The sequence below is a fragment of the Roseivirga sp. E12 genome (assembly GCF_017592825.1).
Classification (GTDB): domain Bacteria; phylum Bacteroidota; class Bacteroidia; order Cytophagales; family Cyclobacteriaceae; genus Roseivirga.
The window spans coordinates 104,384-122,056 of the sequence record NZ_JAGFMD010000005.1; the positions used below are offsets into that span (position 1 = coordinate 104,384).

Annotated in this window: 16 protein-coding genes; 13 read left to right on the forward strand and 3 right to left on the reverse strand. The window is 41.8% G+C overall.

Going from position 1 to position 17,673, the window contains the following annotated elements; translation table 11 throughout:
• Positions 1–56 precede the first annotated feature (56 nt).
• From J4E76_RS12815 to J4E76_RS12855, 9 genes are all read left to right on the forward strand, one after another.
• On the forward strand, positions 57–1,076 hold the full coding sequence (locus J4E76_RS12815) for a LacI family DNA-binding transcriptional regulator (protein WP_208504755.1): 1,020 nt from the start codon (positions 57–59) through the stop codon (positions 1,074–1,076).
• Positions 1,077–1,233: 157 nt separating this feature from the next.
• Positions 1,234–3,639: a glycoside hydrolase family 31 protein gene (locus J4E76_RS12820; protein WP_208504757.1), complete on the forward strand. Its 2,406-nt coding sequence runs from the start codon at positions 1,234–1,236 to the stop codon at positions 3,637–3,639.
• A gap of 11 nt (positions 3,640–3,650) precedes the next feature.
• Complete coding sequence (locus J4E76_RS12825) at positions 3,651–5,006, forward strand: alpha-amylase family glycosyl hydrolase (RefSeq protein WP_208504759.1); 1,356 nt, start codon at positions 3,651–3,653, stop codon at positions 5,004–5,006.
• Between the two features lie 47 nt (positions 5,007–5,053).
• The gene (locus tag J4E76_RS12830; protein ID WP_208504761.1) at positions 5,054–6,496 is read left to right on the forward strand and encodes an MFS transporter; all 1,443 of its coding nucleotides are present in this window, start codon (positions 5,054–5,056) and stop codon (positions 6,494–6,496) included.
• Positions 6,497–6,574: 78 nt separating this feature from the next.
• Positions 6,575–8,038, forward strand: a complete 1,464-nt coding sequence (locus tag J4E76_RS12835; protein WP_208504763.1) for a M20/M25/M40 family metallo-hydrolase — start codon at positions 6,575–6,577, stop codon at positions 8,036–8,038.
• Between the two features lie 3 nt (positions 8,039–8,041).
• A complete protein-coding gene (locus J4E76_RS12840) occupies positions 8,042–8,788 on the forward strand; it encodes a sulfite exporter TauE/SafE family protein (RefSeq protein WP_208504765.1) in 747 nt (248 codons plus the stop codon).
• Positions 8,789–8,866: 78 nt separating this feature from the next.
• Entirely contained in the window at positions 8,867–9,448 is a 582-nt protein-coding gene (locus J4E76_RS12845; protein ID WP_208504767.1) for a Crp/Fnr family transcriptional regulator, read from the forward strand.
• A 66-nt stretch (positions 9,449–9,514) separates the two neighbouring features.
• Positions 9,515–10,084: a DinB family protein gene (locus J4E76_RS12850; RefSeq protein WP_208504769.1), complete on the forward strand. Its 570-nt coding sequence runs from the start codon at positions 9,515–9,517 to the stop codon at positions 10,082–10,084.
• A 28-nt stretch (positions 10,085–10,112) separates the two neighbouring features.
• Entirely contained in the window at positions 10,113–10,307 is a 195-nt protein-coding gene (locus J4E76_RS12855) for a hypothetical protein (protein WP_208505087.1), read from the forward strand.
• A gap of 2 nt (positions 10,308–10,309) precedes the next feature.
• Here the strand turns inward: J4E76_RS12855 and J4E76_RS12860 are convergent, their stop codons facing one another.
• A complete protein-coding gene (locus tag J4E76_RS12860) occupies positions 10,310–12,709 on the reverse strand; it encodes an ABC transporter permease (RefSeq protein WP_208504771.1) in 2,400 nt (799 codons plus the stop codon).
• A 202-nt stretch (positions 12,710–12,911) separates the two neighbouring features.
• On the opposite strand from J4E76_RS12860, the gene J4E76_RS12865 reads away from it, so the two are divergent.
• Complete coding sequence (locus J4E76_RS12865; protein WP_370592808.1) at positions 12,912–13,745, forward strand: endonuclease/exonuclease/phosphatase family protein; 834 nt, start codon at positions 12,912–12,914, stop codon at positions 13,743–13,745.
• On the opposite strand, the gene J4E76_RS12870 is transcribed toward J4E76_RS12865, so the two are convergent.
• The gene (locus J4E76_RS12870) at positions 13,726–14,634 is read right to left on the reverse strand and encodes a DMT family transporter (RefSeq protein ID WP_208504774.1); all 909 of its coding nucleotides are present in this window, start codon (positions 14,632–14,634) and stop codon (positions 13,726–13,728) included. The genes J4E76_RS12865 and J4E76_RS12870 overlap by 20 nt on opposite strands.
• Before the next feature lie 55 nt (positions 14,635–14,689).
• Entirely contained in the window at positions 14,690–15,685 is a 996-nt protein-coding gene (gene dusB, locus J4E76_RS12875) for a tRNA dihydrouridine synthase DusB (RefSeq protein WP_208504776.1), read from the reverse strand.
• Between the two features lie 35 nt (positions 15,686–15,720).
• Between dusB and J4E76_RS12880 the strand changes: the two genes are divergently transcribed.
• Genes J4E76_RS12880 through J4E76_RS12890 form a run of 3 tightly spaced genes read left to right on the forward strand, consistent with a single transcriptional unit; the run spans position 15,721 to position 17,669 of the window.
• Complete coding sequence (locus J4E76_RS12880) at positions 15,721–16,659, forward strand: CPBP family intramembrane glutamic endopeptidase (protein WP_208504777.1); 939 nt, start codon at positions 15,721–15,723, stop codon at positions 16,657–16,659.
• Positions 16,652–16,864 (forward strand): DUF2007 domain-containing protein, encoded by a 213-nt coding sequence (locus J4E76_RS12885; protein WP_208504779.1) that lies wholly within the window; start codon positions 16,652–16,654, stop codon positions 16,862–16,864. Before J4E76_RS12880 ends, J4E76_RS12885 begins: the two co-directional genes overlap by 8 nt.
• A complete protein-coding gene (locus J4E76_RS12890; RefSeq protein ID WP_208504781.1) occupies positions 16,857–17,669 on the forward strand; it encodes a phosphatidate cytidylyltransferase in 813 nt (270 codons plus the stop codon). Before J4E76_RS12885 ends, J4E76_RS12890 begins: the two co-directional genes overlap by 8 nt.
• Positions 17,670–17,673: the final 4 nt, after the last annotated feature.

Consider the following 17,673-nt stretch of genomic DNA (forward strand, 5'->3'; position numbering starts at 1 on the left):
AAAGATATGAACATATTTAACCTCCAATACGATAGATTATTTTAGAGTAGCACCAGATGAAGAGCGGGCAGGTAACAATCAAGGATATTGCGAAAGAATTGAACATCTCATGTTCAACAGTCTCACGTGCTCTAAAAGACTTCCCTGGCATTAGCCCAACTACAAGAAAGGCTGTGGTCGAACTCGCCAATAAATACAATTATAGACCAAATGCTATTGCATTAAGCCTTAGAAATCAAAAGACCAACGTCATTGGTGTTGTTATTCCAGAAACGGTTCATTTCTTCTTTTCAACTGTAATTAGTGGTATCGAAGATGAGGCCATGAAGGAAGGCTATAATGTAATGATATGCCAGTCCAATGAACAATATGAGCGGGAGGCAGACAGCATTGATGCACTGATGGGCGCTCGCGTAGATGGACTACTGGTCTCAATTTCTCGAGAAACCTCCGACTTGCAGCATCTGGAAAAAGTGGTGAAAGAAGGAACGCCAATGGTCTTTTTCGATCGACTGGTTGAAGGCATGAATGCTTCAAGCGTTATTGTGGATGACTACCAAGGTGCGTATGATGCCGTAGAACACCTTATCAAAAAAGGATGCAAGCACATTGTACATTTGGCTGGACCTGACAATCTCATCATTTGTCGAAAAAGAAAAGAGGGCTATATCTCAGCCTTGGAAGATCATGAAATACCTCTCGATGAGAGTTACATAGTGGAATGCAGATTTGGAGAAGAGGCTGAGGCCGAAAAAGCAATGACTCATCTTCTAGAAAGTGGTATGGCCATTGATGGTGTTTTTGCCAATAATGACATGGCAGGCCTTGGAGCTATCAGCGCCATTAAAAAAGTAGGCATTCCAATCCCAGAAGAGATTGCAGTCGTTGGATTCAGCAATTGGCAGTTTTCCTCGTTGGTCAACCCTAGTCTTTCAAGCATCTCTCAACCTGGCTATGAAATGGGAAGAGAGGCGGCTCGTCTAATTTTGGTCGAAATTAACTCCAAAGAACCAAGTAAAAGAGAAGTCACCATTCTAGACACCGAGCTTATTGTCCGCGATTCTTCAAATCGCTAAAAATCATTCATCCTTTGCAAACGTTTGATTTCGCCTCATTGGGCTAAAGTTGTCCTATCCAGCAATTAAGACAAGTTTTGGGCTACCTAGACTCCCGTTTTTTAGCTAATATAGAAGGCTTTTTAACCAGCAGTCAACGCAAACAATTGACTATTTCATGAATTTCAGAAACGAATCAGTCGGCCCTATTTCATCCTTTAGTGAGCATAATAATACCATAGAAGGACGCGCTGACAATCGCAATTTTAGATTGACTCCTTACAATCATAGCATTATGAGGGTACAGGTTTCCAAATATGACACCTTCGATCAATATCCCTTTTCAGTGGTGATGAAGCCTGAAGACATTGTTGCTGATGTATCGGAGAATCAACAGGACATTGTTTTAACCACAGACAGCCTTGAGATGAGAGTCTCGAAGTCGCCATTCAGGCTTAGTTTCTATAATTGCAATGGTGACTTACTAAACGAAGACGATCCGACCTTTGGAATCAGTTGGCTCGGTGAAGAGGTTACCAACTACAAGTCGCTCGCTCAGGATGAAATATTCCTCGGTATGGGCGAAAAAAGTGGTGGTTTAAACCGTAGAGGTTCTTCTTACGATAATTGGAATTCAGATGCCTTCGGCTTCAACAACGATACTGACCCACTTTACGTAAGCACACCGTTTTTCATTGGGGTAAGAGAGGGAAAACCATACGGCATTTTTCTTGATAACACCTACAAGAGTCATTTCAACTTCGGCACATCCAACAATGACCGCTTTAGTTATTTCAGTGCCTCAGCAGGTGATTTGAACTACTACTTTATCCAAGGCGATACTGTAAATGATGTTATTCAACAGTATGCCAAACTAACGGGAACGATTCAAATGCCGCCAAAGTGGAGTTTGGGTTTTCAGCAATGCCGTTACAGTTATTATCCGGATCATGAGGTGTACAACATTGCAGATACCTTCCGCGAAAAGAAGATTCCTGCCGATGTCATTTATCTAGACATCCATTATATGAAGGATTACATGGCCTTTACTTTTGACAAGGAAAGGTTCCCTAATCCTAAAGCGCTCATAGACAAACTCACATCACAAGGCTTTAAAGTTGTTGTGATTCTTGATCCGGGGATTGCCACTAAGAAAGGTTATGGCACCTATGATAGGGGAATCGAAAAAGACGTCTTTGTCAAGTATCCCGATGGTTCGGCCTATGAGGCAAGTGTTTGGCCTGGAAATAGCCATTTCACAGACTTTACTGATAAGAAAGGAAGAGACTGGTGGGCCGATGAATTAAAATTCTATACCGATCTAGGTCTGGAAGGCTTTTGGAACGACATGAACGAGCCGGCCTGTTGGGGGCAAGACATTCCAGACATGGTTGAATTCGACTATGAAGGTCAACAGGTAACCCACAAGAAAGCTCGAAACGTTTATGGCTTCCAAATGGTGAGGGCCACTTATGAAGGTGCAAGAAAACAGATTGGCAACAAGCGTCCATTCACATTAACACGTTCGGGATTTTCTGGTGTGCAACGATATTCAGCTGTGTGGACGGGAGACAATGTAGCGGGTGATGATCATATGCTTTTAGGCGTCCGCCTAGTCAATAGTCTGGGTATGGCGGGTGTGCCAGTCGCAGGATATGACATTGGCGGGTTTGTGGAAGAAAGCAGCCCACAGTTGTTTGCAAGGTGGTTGGCAGTCGCCACTTTCGCACCATTCTTTAGGGTACACAGTATGGTCAATGTAAGAGATTCTGAACCATGGGCCTATGGCGAAGAAGTTGAAGAGATATCTAGAAATTACATCAACCTACGCTATAAAATGATGCCTTACTTGTATTCTCTGTTTTACAGAGCGTATCAAAACGGCACACCAATTAACAAATCACTGGCGGTTGACTATACCAATGATCCTGAAATTTATCATGGCAATGCGCAAGATGAATTCACATTGGGAGATTGGTTATTGGTATGCCCAACAACCAGCCAGCAACAGTATTCTAAAATTTATATTCCAGAAGGCAACTGGTATAGATTCTTCACCGATGAAAGAGTCAAAGGCAGTCAGCACCTTGTGATAGAAACCAGTATGGAAGACCTACCTGTATATGCCAAAGAAGGAGCCATCATTCCATTGCAAAGTGTGGTTCAAAACACCCATGAGACACACGATGGAGAGATGAAACTTCATATCTATCATGGTCAGGTTAAGACTTCCCAACAGTACTTTGAAGATGATGGCGAAACCTTCGACTTTGAACATGAAGACTTCTATAGAAGAGAGATTGTTTTTGACGGCAATGCAAGACAGATTACGCTTTCCGAGAAAGAAGGAAGCTTTAAGAGCGCTTTTAAAAACTTAAAAATCTACCTCCACGGTTTTGAGGCAACTGACTTTAAAATCAACGGACAAGACACCAACATATCTACAGAAGACATCAGGCTTATCGAACCGGTGACAGAGTTTGATCCACTTCCGCAAAGAGACAAGAAGAACTACCTTATCTCAGATATTAAATTTATAGAAACAGAATTGATTGATTCAGAAATTGAAATCGAATGGAGCTAAAATTGATCAAGATGAAAAAGTATTGGACTATTGCTTTGGCAGCTTTGATACTGACAGCATGTGGAGAAGGCACCGAAACAAAGGAAGAATCCGTAGCAGTAACTTCTAATGTCAAACATCCTGACTGGAGTAAAGATGCGGTCATTTACGAGGTCAATATAAGGCAGCACACACAGGAGGGAACCTTCAAAGCCTTCACCAAAGACATCCCAAGATTGCAGAAGATGGGAATCGATATTCTTTGGCTTATGCCCATTCACCCAATAGGTGAAAAGAATAGAAAGGGAACAAAGGGAAGCTATTATGCAGTGAAGGATTATAAAGGCATTAACCCTGAATTTGGTACGGAAGAAGACTTTAGAAACCTTGTAAAAACTGCTCATGACAATGGTATGAAAGTGCTGATCGACTGGGTAGCCAATCATACGGCATGGGACCATATTTGGACCGAGTCTAATCCAGAATTCTATAATAAGGATGAGGCTGGCAACTTTATGCCGCCAGTGGCCGATTGGGAAGATGTAATCGATCTCAATTACGACAACCAAGAACTAAGATCGGCAATGACCGATGCCCTCAAATACTGGGTGGCTGAATTCGATATCGATGGGTATCGATGTGATGTCGCGGGCATGGTACCGACCGATTTTTGGGACAATGTCCGAGAAGAACTTGATGCCATTAAACCTGTTTTCATGTTGGCCGAGGGAGAAGAGACCGAACTTCACATGGATGCCTTTGACATGTCTTACTCTTGGGAACTGATGCATTTAATGAGAAAAGTGGCCTCTGGGGAAGAAAACCCACAGGCCATTAAAGACATGTACAACAGAGATTTCCTGAGATACCCGAAGGGGTATTATAAGATGAATATCATCACCAATCATGATGAGAACAGTTGGAACGGAACGGCCGATGAATTCTTCGGACCAAGTCAGGAAGCTTGGTTTGTATTTGCAGCTACCACTTACGGTATGCCGCTGGTCTATTCCGGCCAGGAAGCCAACAATAAGAAGCAAATAGAATTCTTCGAAAAAGATCCTATCGACTGGTCTGGAGGTTACACTTTTAGCCTCCTCTACCAAACCCTCTTCTCAATTAAAGAAGCAAACCCTGCCTTATGGAATGGAGATTTTGGGGGAAGTCTGGAATGGATAGAGACAAGCGCGGACGATAAGGTACTTGCCTTCAAACGCGTTAAAGACGATCGTATGGTCATTGTTTTGATTAATCTGACAAACGAAAAATTAGAATTTGAAATAGATCAGGATTATCTGGCTATGCAGAGAGTCTTTGGAGGTGGCGTATTCACTGTGAGTAAAAATCAAGTGATTGCCCCCTATCGCTATAAAGTCTTTATGAAGTAATTGCTATGACAAAAAAGCCTCGCCTCAGTTTTGCCCAAATCTGGAACATGAGTTTCGGATTTCTGGGTATTCAAATGGGATTTGCCCTTCAAAATGCAAACACATCCCGAATCTTTGAAACCCTTGGTGCAGACACTAAAAATCTCGCCATTTATTGGTTAGCCGCCCCTGTCACGGGACTCATAATGCAGCCAATTATCGGCTATTATTCTGACAGAACCTGGAGCATGCGCTGGGGTCGAAGGAGGCCTTATTTTGCCATAGGTGCGGTTTTAGCAACTATAGCACTATTGCTCATGCCTAACTCTCCTACCCTTTGGATGGCTGTTGGCGTGCTTTGGATAATGGATGCTTCCATCAATATCACAATGGAACCCTTTAGGGCCTTTGTTGGTGACTTGTTGCCTGACGAACAACGAACCTCAGGTTTTGCCATGCAGAGTTTCTTCATCGGTATCGGTGCACTTGTAGCTTCTTTTATGCCTTGGATATTTACCAATTGGCTCAATATTCCAAACACTGCTCCCGATGGTGAGATCCCGCCATCGGTTAAGTACGCTTTTTATGTCGGTGCTATTATGTACCTAATCACCGTGCTCTGGACAGTTTTCACAACCAAAGAATATCCGCCTGAGCCCGATGAAAATCATGATGCCCCAGCTATGGAAGCTTCAGAAGAACCATTCTTCAGTAGCAAGTTTATGAGAGTAGGTTTGATTCTTACTGTGATCGGAATTGCATTCTCAGCTTTCGTTTACAATGCGGAAATTGACCCTCAGCTTCACGTGTTAGGAGGCGGCTTCGCCTTTTTCGGCATTATTCATCTAATCGGTGGACGACTGGTCAAGGCTCGGAAAACTGCAATGGCGCTTGTTCATATTGTTAAGGACTTTAATACCATGCCCAAGACCATGATTCAGCTGGCTGTTGTGCAGTTCTTCTCATGGTTTGCTCTTTTTTCTATGTGGATTTACTGTACACCAGCAGTCACCTCTCATATTTATGGCTCTTCGGATACAACGTCCGCTGCCTATAATGAAGGGGCAGATATGGTAAGTAATCTCTTTGGAGGCTATAATGGCATTGCAGCGATAGCTGCCATCTTTATTCCATTTATTGCCCGTAAAACGAGTAGAAGGTTCACTCACCTGATTGCACTTTGTTTGGGAGGCTTGGGACTGATTTCAATGTATTTTATTTCGGATCCACAACTACTTTGGGTTAGTATGATTGGAGTGGGAATTGCGTGGGCCAGTATACTCTCGGTACCCTACGCCATCTTATCTGGTGCTCTACCATCGGACAAAATGGGATACTACATGGGCGTATTCAACTTCTTTATTGTCATCCCTCAGATTGTAGCTGCCTCACTCCTTGGCTTTATTTTGAACACCTTTTTTGGAGGAGAAACCATTATGATCCTGGTAACCGGAGGTGTTTCAATGATCATTTCAGGGTTTCTTACTTTGAGGGTAAATGATACTCATTAGGGCATACAGAACTATCCACATAAAAGCAGCTTAGTCGCTGCTTTTTTATTTTTATCTTCATGCTCCTTAAACAAGATTATGAAGAAAATATTTTTACTCCCCCTGATTTCATCTCTACTACTTTTTAATTGTACTCCTAAAGAGACCCTTGACGAGACTTTTCAAAAAATCAATTCCGAAGTGCTAGCCAACTCAAAGGCATATGCCACCTTAGGCGAAGCGACTTCTACCATTGGACATAGGCTCACTGGTTCAGAAAATGGAGCAAAGGCCGAAGAGTATACCTATGATCTATTGAAGTCATACGGACTTGATGTTAAATATTTCCCTTTTGAAGTGGAGACGTGGATGCGAGGCGATGTAGAAGTTCAAATCGGCAATCTGAACAAAAGGAATTACGAAGTGTACTCAGCAGTGAGTCTGGCGCATTCACCTGTTTCGGCCGATGTTGACTTGGAAATAGTAGACATGGGTAATGGTTTAGAAGCTGACTACGCTGCAAAACCCGGAGCTGTCGAGGGTAAAATTGCTTTGGTCTACATTGGAATACTGCCGGGCTCTCCTGAGGGCACCTCCAACCTGCACCGTTCGGAAAAGACGGCCTTGGCGACAGACAATGGGGCAAAGGGCATTATTATTATTAATCAAGTAGATGGCGGTGTCTTATTAACGGGAACCGCCTCTGTAACTGGAGGGCTTATAGATATTCCTGCCGTTTGTATCGGCAAGGAAGATGGCCTAGCCTTGAAAGAAATACTCAAAAAGTCGAAGAAAAGAGCCAAGATCACAATGACTAATACTTCTGATCAGATTAAAGCGAGAAATGTGATCGCGACTATTAAAGGCTCTGAATTATCTGATGAAAAAATCATTGTCGGAGGACATTTAGATTCTTGGGATTTGGCCACAGGAGCTATCGACAATGGAATCGGTTCGTTTGCCGTACTGGACATGGCAAGAACTTTCAAAGCCTTAAACCTAAAACCCAAAAGAACCATTGAATTCATCATGTTTATGGGTGAAGAGCAAGGTTTACTCGGCTCCAGAGCCTATGTAGATGCAGCACTGAAGGATGGTTCCATCGATAATATCAAGTATGTGATGAATCAGGACATGTCTGGTAATCCTAGAGGATTCAACGCTGGCGGACAAAAGGGAGCAGATGGATTCTTTGACAAGGTTGGTGAACACATCAAAGCAATTGATTCAGTTGCCTTCACCAATCAAAACAGTAACTCTGCAGGGCTGCATAGTGATCATCAATCATTTATGATTCAAGGGGTACCATACACATCACCAAACTCGAATTTAGATCGTTCTATTTATGGATGCTATCACTCTGATTGTGATGACTTCGATCTTGTGAATGAAGAGCACATCAGAAATAATGTGAGGTTCTCTTCTATGATGCTTTATGCCTTAGCTGATACAGATACGTTACCTGCGCGAAAACTAAACGATGCGGAAACAAAGGCATTCTTAGAAGGAAATGGTCTCAAGTTGAAGTTGAAAATTGGTGGTGACTGGCGTTGGGAGGATTAGTACTTGGACCTCTTAAACATCCTTATCCTTTTTGTAATTGGCCTTTTAGCTGGGGTAATTAATACATTGGCAGGAGGTGGCTCATTGCTTACCCTACCGGTCTTGATTTTTATGGGGCTTCCCCCAAACGTAGCTAATGCTACCAATCGCATTGGCATTTTCTTTAATGGAATCTTTGCTATAAAGGGCTTTCAGAGCAAGGGAAGTAAAATTGACAAGTATAGCATTTGGCTAGGAATTGCTGCTTTTTGCGGAGCCATCATTGGCTCTCTGATAGCAGTGGACATTAAAGGAGAAACCTTTAATAGAATTTTGGCATCTGTCATTATTCTGGTGGTAGCCTACATGCTATTTGGCACGAAGATCTCTTCTAACGAAGCAGAAAGAGTAGATCCAAAAGCGAAAGTTTTTGGAGTGATTGCCTTCTTCATTATCGGAATCTATGGCGGATTTTTGCAAGCTGGCGTGGGTTATTTAATCATGGCTGCACTTACCTTTATTAACCGATTTTCTCTGCTCAAAACCAACGTCACTAAAGTCATTGTTGTGCCCATTTATACACTGGCATCTTTGGGTGTATTCATTTACAATGACCTGATCGATTGGGAGCTAGGTATTGCATTGGCCGTTGGTAGTGCCCTTGGTGGCTGGTTAACGAGTCGATGGAGTACAAGAGTCAATGATCAATGGATTCGATACTTTGTAATGCTTACTGCTTTTGCCTTTGCAATCAAGCTATTTTTCTTTTGAATCAGCTCTAAAACTCTTTGGTAGATATAATCTGGTCAAAATGATTCCCATTTAAAATGGCAATCAGTATTTTCAAGAATGGACGACAAGATTGCAGGTCTTAAAGCTTCTTTTGAAAAGTATATCACTCTAACTGATGAGGAATTCGAAGTCCTGTCGGCATCTTGGAAGCCCTTCTCTTTTGACAAGCAAGAGGCCATTACCGGATTTGGCCAGACCGAACGCTACTTTTACTATGTCCACAAAGGCCTTATGCGAGGCTTTTTTCTTAAAAATGGAGTAGAATATAATATTGGGTTTTCCTACGATGGAGAATACAGCGGAGTGTATGACTCATTCATCTCTCAGCAGCCAAGTACCTGGACTTTGGAAACCATTAGCCCATCTGTGGGCTTAAAAATTGAATACAAAAAGTTGATGCAGCAATTGGACGAGCATCGTTCAATGGAAAGATGGCTCCGCCTATTTTACCAACAAGTACTGGTAGGCTTCGGCATTTTTACCAAAAGCATACTAGGAGACTCAGCAGAGGAGCGGTTTAATCGCTTGATGAAGCAAAGTCCGCATGTATTGCAAATGATACCTCAAAAACACCTCGCTTCGTACTTAGGCATGACGCCAGAAACTTTTTCTAGAATGAGAAAAAAGACCATGAAGTGATTTCTTGATACAGATCAACTTCGGTGTCAAACTACTTGCTGTACTTTGTATCATAAACAAAGAAAAATGGTCTTAGAAGCATCAAAACATATCGATTCATGTCAGAAGGATTTACAGTACATCCTTGACGAAGTAAGAGTGACGATAGAAGGGCTGGACGAAACAACACTAAATTGTCAAGAAGGAGAAGGAAAATGGAGTATGCTGCAGTGTCTAAAGCATATGTCAATTGCGGTAGGAGTTTATAATAATAATACTCACAGTGCACTGGAATCAGGGAATCACAGTACGCCTTCGGTAGATTATAAATCCCATTGGAAGGGGGACATGTTTGTAAAAATGATTGCACCAAAAGAGAATGGTAAGGTTAAAAACAACATGAAAACCATGAAAACTATGAACCCTGATCATTCGCTCAATCCACAGGAAACCATTGAAGAATTTTTCTCTCAGCATAAAGAATACTTGAGGCTTATGGAAAAGTCTCGAAGCTTTAACCTTAATCGTGTGAAGGTAAATACAGCTATTGGTCCCCTGGTAAAACTCAGGCTCGGTGACGCCTATCGGTTTATTGTAGCTCACGCACATCGACACTTAATTCAACTAAAAAGAATTAAGGCAGCGGTAAGCGGATAAATATCTATTTCCTAACTTGTCATTACTAATGGCAGATCAGGAAGAAAACAACGAGGAAGACTACTACCCAAGGCGAAAAGGGTTTGGTAGTATCGGAACCGGAATCGCTATCGGTATTGGCATCGGGGTAGCCATGGATAACATCGCCATTGGCATTGGTGTTGGCATTGCCATGGGGCTTGGTTTCGAAATGATCAACCGAGCCGCTAGAAAAGGCAAATAAGACTACTCATCCCTCAAACGATCTGAAGGATTTGCAAAAGCTGCTTTAACTGTTTGCATACCAATCGTCATAACGGCAATGAACAAGGCAATTCCGCCTGCAATCACAAAAGGTAGTATACTGAGGTTTATTCTGTAAGCATATCCGTCTAACCAATCATTCATAAAATACCAAGCCACTGGCACTGAAATGATCAAAGCCAAAGTCACCAAAAGAACGAATTCACGACTCAGTGTCGTAACAATTTGCTGTATAGATGCTCCAAGGACCTTTCTTATACTAATCTCCTTTCCTCTTTGAGCAACTGTAAAAGAGGCCAAACCAAACAGCCCTAAACAAGCCAAGAAAATAGCCAAACCGGAAAAAATGGTAAACAATTGACTACGTTGCGTTTCTGACTGATAAACGTTAGCAAATCGATCGTCTAGAAAGTTATAAGCAATTGGTGTATCGGGGGAAAACTTGGCGTACAAAGCCTCGACTTTTTCAACTGTCTCCCTAAGTCCACTCCCTTCAATCTTAATGGATAATGCCCGCATGCTGTTCGGCCTGTTAACTAAAATTATTGGAACAATCTCGCTTTGTAGTGACTCAAAGTGAAAATCCTTGACTACACCAATGACTTTACCTCTTACTCCTGCATACACCATGTTCTTTCCAACGGCATCTTGAGCATTTTCCCATCCAATGACTTGAACGGATCTTTCGTTTAATACAAAGCTGGCAGAATCAGTGGCAAAATCCTTGGAAAAGTTTCTTCCTCCAGCCATTTCCATCTGATAGTTTGGTATAAAGTCCGGGTCGACACTCAATACTTTGATAACAATTTGTGTTGCTGTCATTTCACCATCAACCTCCGCCATGGCTCCTTGAGAGTCTAGCAGTTGACCAGAAGGAACTCTACTCGAACCACCAGTTGATTTAACTCCGGAGATATTCAGCAATTCATTTTTAAAAGTCTCATAATCGCTTCCTATTTGGCTGCTAACGTTAAGAATCATCATTTGATCCTTATCGTACCCCAAGTTTTTGTTCTGGATAAAATTCAATTGCTGAAAAACTACAACAGTTGAGATAATCAGAATGACGGAAATAGAGAACTGGACTACCACCAGTAGTTTTCTCAAAACTCCACTTTTAGCTCCCGAACTCAATCGCCCTTTTAGAACTCCCAGGGGTTTGAATGCTGATAAATAAAATGCAGGGTAGCTACCTGCTAGAATTCCAACTCCTATTGCGGCAAAGAAAATAATCAGAAGAATATCCCAATTAGCCAAGAGGTTAAACTTCAATTCTAGACCCGTGAAATCTCTAAAGAATGGCAATATCAGTAGTGCGGCTACAATAGAAATAAGCACAGCTATAAAGACAAGCACTATTGATTCTACCAAAAATTGATTCATCAGACTTCCTTTTCCTGCACCAAATACTTTTCGCATGCCCACCTCTTTCGCTCTGTTGGCAGAACGAGCCGTAGCTAGATTCATATAGTTGATACATGCGATCGTAAGAATCAATGCAGCAATGGACATGAAAATATAGATGTAGGTGATGTCGCTGTTTTGTCCTTGCTCATCTGAAAGGCTAGATTTCAAATGAATATCAGTGAGTTTTTGGGTATGCAATCGGGTAAACCCAGGAGCATTCTCACCAATGTGAGCAATCAAAAACTCTTCCATCCTTCTAAGAATTTCCTCATTTCTACCCGTCTCGGTGAGCGTATAAAGCGTGGTGAAATTGTTGCTTCCCCAGGCTCTTAGCATATTCTCTTTCCCCCCATAGAAAGACTCTACCAGTGAAAAATCAGCCATCATATCAATCTGAAATGAAGAATTTCTAGGCATCTTCTTGTAAACTCCCCTTACCATAAGGTCTGCCTGAGATGAGTAGTTGATTGTTTTACCTATTGGGTCTTCAGAACCGAAATACTTCGTGGCCATTTCATCGGAGATGATAATCGAACCCGGTTGTTTCAGAGCTTCAACCAAGTCTCCTTGCAAGGTCTCGAAAGTGAGTATTTCTACAATCTCTGGGTCGGCAAACCCAAAATTGTTCTCCTGGAAAAGCTTGTCTCCATACTTGGCTGTCCCTCCAAAGACAGCAAAACGACCAATTTTGTCAATTTCCTCTTTATAAAATTCCCTTAAGAAATGGCTAAATGGAGGAGCCAAACGAGACAGATGTAGTGATGTGGAGCCATCCTGACTCATAAACTCTCTAGTAAAACGATGAATCTCATCAGAGTTTTCATGGTATTGATCATAGCTCGTCTCTTCATTGATGTAAACACCAATGAGAATACAGCAGGTGAGCCCAACCGAAAGTCCAAGAATATTGATGATGGAAAAGCCCTTATGCTTTTTTAAGTTTCGGAGTGCAACTTTGATATAACTTTTAATCATGATATGATGAGGTTTCTTCTAGAGACTTTTAAAAATCAACTTGGTTACATAATAATATTAAACAGGCTTTTGACCCGTAAAAAGGTGAGTTGGTAAAATACTCTCATCAAAGAGTAGACAAATTGATAACAGGTTGCACGAAGGGGGTCAAAATCACCACCATCCCTTTTGAATTTGACCCCTTTATTTTGCATTTTTGGGCGTGCGCATTGTGTTTTCATGTTTAATTGCTGGCCTACTCTGGCTAAGCCCAAAGGCTTATGCACAAGAAACCTTTGAATTGGTCTCCTTCAACATTCGCTATGGAACACCTGGGGATGGCGAGAATAAATGGAAAAGCCGAAGAGATAGAGTCTTCAACATTTTCAAAAAATACAAAGAGGGAATTATAGCCACCCAAGAAGCCCTGCCCTTGCAAATCGATGAAATTCTTGAAGAAGTTCCACAACTCGATGTAGTGTATCGTTCAAGGACAGAGAGGGACAAAGAAGGTGAGTCCAATGCGATTTTCTATAATAAGAAAACTTGGCGGGTTGTTACTCACGAGACATTTTGGCTTTCAACCACTCCTGAAAAGCCAGCCTCTAAAAGTTGGGGTAACACTTTACCTCGAATTAGTACACAAGTGGTTTTTCAGCACAGAGCCAGTGGAAAGACGGTCAAAATATTAAATACACATTTGGATCGGTCATCTAATAACAGTCGGGTCAGAAGTGTGGAGTTGATCTTAAGAACGTTAATGACCGAAACGGTTGCCACACCAACTGTCCTTTTAGGCGATTTCAATGCCGAATATGATGATGATATTATTGTTCGAATCAAAGAATTTTTCAACGATGCATATCAGGGTGATGAGTTAGAGGGCTGTACTTTTCATGGATGGAATGGGGGAAGCCATTGTCCACGAATCGATTACATATTCTATGACAATTCTCAAAAACTCAAGCTTCAGAAATTCAAGATAGACCAATGGAAGAGCAAGCAACTTTACCCATCTGATCACTATCCGCTGGTCGCTACTTTTGAGTTGGACTAGTCTTGGGTAGTTTTTTCCGATTGGTTATAAATACTCCCACCAGTATTGCCGCGATTCCCGCAATTTGACCAGATGCCAATATCTCTCCATCCAAAATACCCCAAGTCAATGCAACAATGGGAATCAAATAAGTCACCATGCTGGAAAAAATCGGGGTGGTGATTTGCACTAACCTATTAAATAGAATTAAAGCAATAGCTGTACTCATTACACCTAATAAGCTAATGTAGCCTAGGGCCTCCAGGGCACCTGGTGCGGTAGTAACAGTGTTAGAAAAGTCAGTCCCCAGCAATAAATAGATCAGAGCAAAGGGTCCTACTAACAGTATACTAACACTTGTGATGACGACTGCATTTAAGTCTGCGAGATAGTATTTGATGATGTTCAAATTAGCCCCATAGCACATAGTAGCGATTACTATAAAAATGGCGTAATAATTAAATCCTGAAAAGCCTGTCTCTCCAGCACCCGCAGTCAGAAGAATAGCTGTACCGATAAAAGCCAAGGCAACACCAATGTATTTACTCTTTTCAAACTTTTGCTTGAACATAGTAGCCCCCATTAGCAACACAAAAATGGGTGTCAGTCCATTCATAACACCTGTAATACCGCTATCAAGTCTAGTCTGTCCCAGCGCAAAAAGAAATGCAGGAAAAAAGCTACCGAGCATACCTATACCCAAGAGCATTTTGAGATTTCGAGAAGAAAGCTTCTTTAGTTTGGGTAAGCTCAGGGGCATCAAAAACACACAAGCCGCTAGTATTCTTAGGGCACCTACTTCGCCCGCACTATAGACTTCAAGCCCTCTTTTGATCAAAATAAATGAGGTACCCCACACCAATGCCAGTATTATGAGAATGGTCCAGGCAAGAACTTTCGTGTTTTTCATGGGCTGATACTAAAGCCCAAATGTAGAATTTTTGTAATACAATCCGAGCCTAATTTTAGGCCATCTCGAAAGCGTTTTCGAAGGTAGCGGAAATCTCCTCAAGCAAATCGAACAATTCTTCAGGATTCTCAGATTCCACCAACTTAGTTCTAAAAGGTTTGAAATTTGGAATACCTCTAAAATAGTTGGTGTAATGCCTTCTCATTTCAAAAATACCCTGACGATCTCCTTTCCACTCTAATGAGAATTTCAAGTGTTTTGTTGCAACATTGACACGTTCAGCCATATCGGGCGCAGCAAGTATCTCTCCAGTTTTCATGAAGTGCTTTATCTCATTGAATATCCAAGGATAACCAATAGCTGCCCGGCCAATCATGATACCGTCAACTTCGTATTTGTTCTTATAATCCAGAGCCTTTTGTGGTGAATCAATATCACCATTTCCGAAAATTGGAATATGAATATCAGGGTGGTTTTTTACCTCAGCGATTTTAGTCCAATCGGCCTCTCCCTTATACATCTGCTTTCGGGTTCTGCCGTGGATGGTAAGCGCTTGTATACCTACATCTTGAAGTCTTTTGGCGACATCCACTATCTGTATGGTGCTATCGTCCCAACCCAAACGGGTCTTTACAGTTACCGGCAGAGAAACTTGCTTGACAATCTCCTCTGTCATTTTCTGCATTTTGGGAATATCTAGTAGTATACCGGCACCAGCGCCTTTGCAAGCTACTTTTTTGACAGGACAGCCATAGTTAATGTCAACAATTTCTGGCTGAGCAGCTTCAGCGATGGCTGCCGCCTGGCGCATAGACTCAATCTTATCACCAAAGATCTGAATACCTATAGGTCTCTCATAGTCATAGATATCCAACTTTTGCACACTCTTCTCCGCATTACGAATCAATCCTTCAGAAGAGATAAATTCCGTGTACATCAAATCCGCACCATTTTCTTTGCACACTGCTCTGAACGGTGGATCACTCACATCTTCCATTGGTGCTAACAACAACGGAAAGTCTCCAAGCTCTATATTTCCTATTCTTACCAAACCCTATTCTAAAATTCGCGTAAATTTACGCCATTATGACGAGAATTGACAAAGGTATAGATGTCACGGGCGGAAGATCAGCTAGATCTTCTTTTCTTATTATTCTGGGCTTAGTATTCGTAGGCTTTTTTATAGGTCAGTTTGTAGGAGCTATTGCCTCATTTGTTTTTGCCATGGCGAATGGAATGGGGATAGATGAAATGACCGATGACCCAAATGTCTTATACGATTATATGGGCTTGGGTGAGGTACTTACCACTCAGATGCTCTATACTCTTGTATTCACTTTCTTAACTCCCTGGTTTTATCTAAAGCTCATCGCGAAGCAGCCACTATCCTCTATTTCCAACGAAACAAAGCTCGACCCTAAATTAGTCCTCGCTACGATTATAGGAACATTCAGCTTTCTCTTTGTGAACGCATACTTTATAGAATGGAATGCCAATATTGAATTCCCTGAATTCTTATCTGGATTCGAAGAGTGGGCTCGAAACCTTGAGGAGCAGTTAGCCGAAACCACTGAAAAATTTACCACATTCAACAATTTCACCCAGTTCCTTTTTGGCTTCCTAGTCATTGCCATACTGCCGGGCATTGGTGAAGAGCTTTTATTCAGAGGGGTTCTTCAGAACAGCTTGCACAAGCTGACCAAAAATGCTCATGTTGCCATTTGGGTATCTGCGTTCATATTTGCAGCTATTCACTTACAATTCTATGGCTTAGTTCCGCGGATGCTGCTAGGAGCAGTTTTCGGGTATCTGTACGTTTGGTCAGGCAATATTTGGTATCCAATAATTTCACACATTGCTAATAATGGCATTGCAGTGATCATGTCATATACGATATCAGATGTGAACTTAGACGAAACCGAGGCCGTTCCTGTAGCCTATCAGATCATTGGTGTAGTAGTGTTTATCGCCTTCATGTTCCTTTTCAGAAATTACTATCTTCGACCAAAACATTCCCTTGAGTAGTTGGCAAACTGTATATCAAAGTGCAAATCCTCATCAGACGGAAATTGTCAAAGATGTTTTGATCAATGCGGGTCTAAAGGCGATCGTTTTTAACAAACAAGATCACGCTTATAAGTTCGGTAATATTGAAGTGAAGGTAGACCCAGACTCTGTCATGCGAGCCATTAAAATCATAGAGGAAGAAATTAATTTTAACCATGAATAACCTTGCCGTCAGGGCCATAACGGCAATCATCGGAGTCGCCATTATCATCTCAGGAATTGTATTTAGTTCGTGGACATTTGCCTTGGTGATGCTGACCATAGCCCTACTTACCTTAAGGGAATTTTATGGGCTAGCGAGAAAAGGTGGAACCAAACCTTACGAGGTTTGGGGTTTGGTATTCAGCATTGCTTTATTTGGCCTCCTTTTTCTCAACTATCAGGATCAATTGGAAAATGATACCTTCTGGATGCTTCCAGCTCTCTTTTCGACAGTCTTCCTCTACCCTTTGATTCGTCATGGTCAAGGACATGCTATCAACTGCCTTGCACTTTCCATCTTAGGTATATTTTACATCACTTTGCCGTTTTGCTTGTCAATCCCAATCGCCTTCGTTTCAGGGGAATTTCAATACGAATTGATCTTAGGTGTTTTGTTTGCCCAGTGGGCAAATGACACGGGTGCTTATTTTGCAGGTAAAGCCTTCGGTAAAACAAAATTATTTGAGAAGGTCTCCCCTAAGAAAACATGGGAGGGTTCCGTTGGAGGGCTTCTACTGGCTGTTGGGGTATCTCTGACGTTCTGCTATTTCTTTGGTACTATGAGTTATCTAGAGTGGACAGGACTTGCCATCGTAATCAGTCTATTTGGAAGTCTAGGCGATTTAGTTGAGTCGGCATTCAAGAGAGCATTAGCGATTAAAGACTCTGGAAGCACAATTCCAGGCCATGGAGGCTTTCTAGATAGATTTGACGGCCTCATTCTTGCATTACCATTTGCAACCACCTACATTCACTTCGTCATATAAGGAG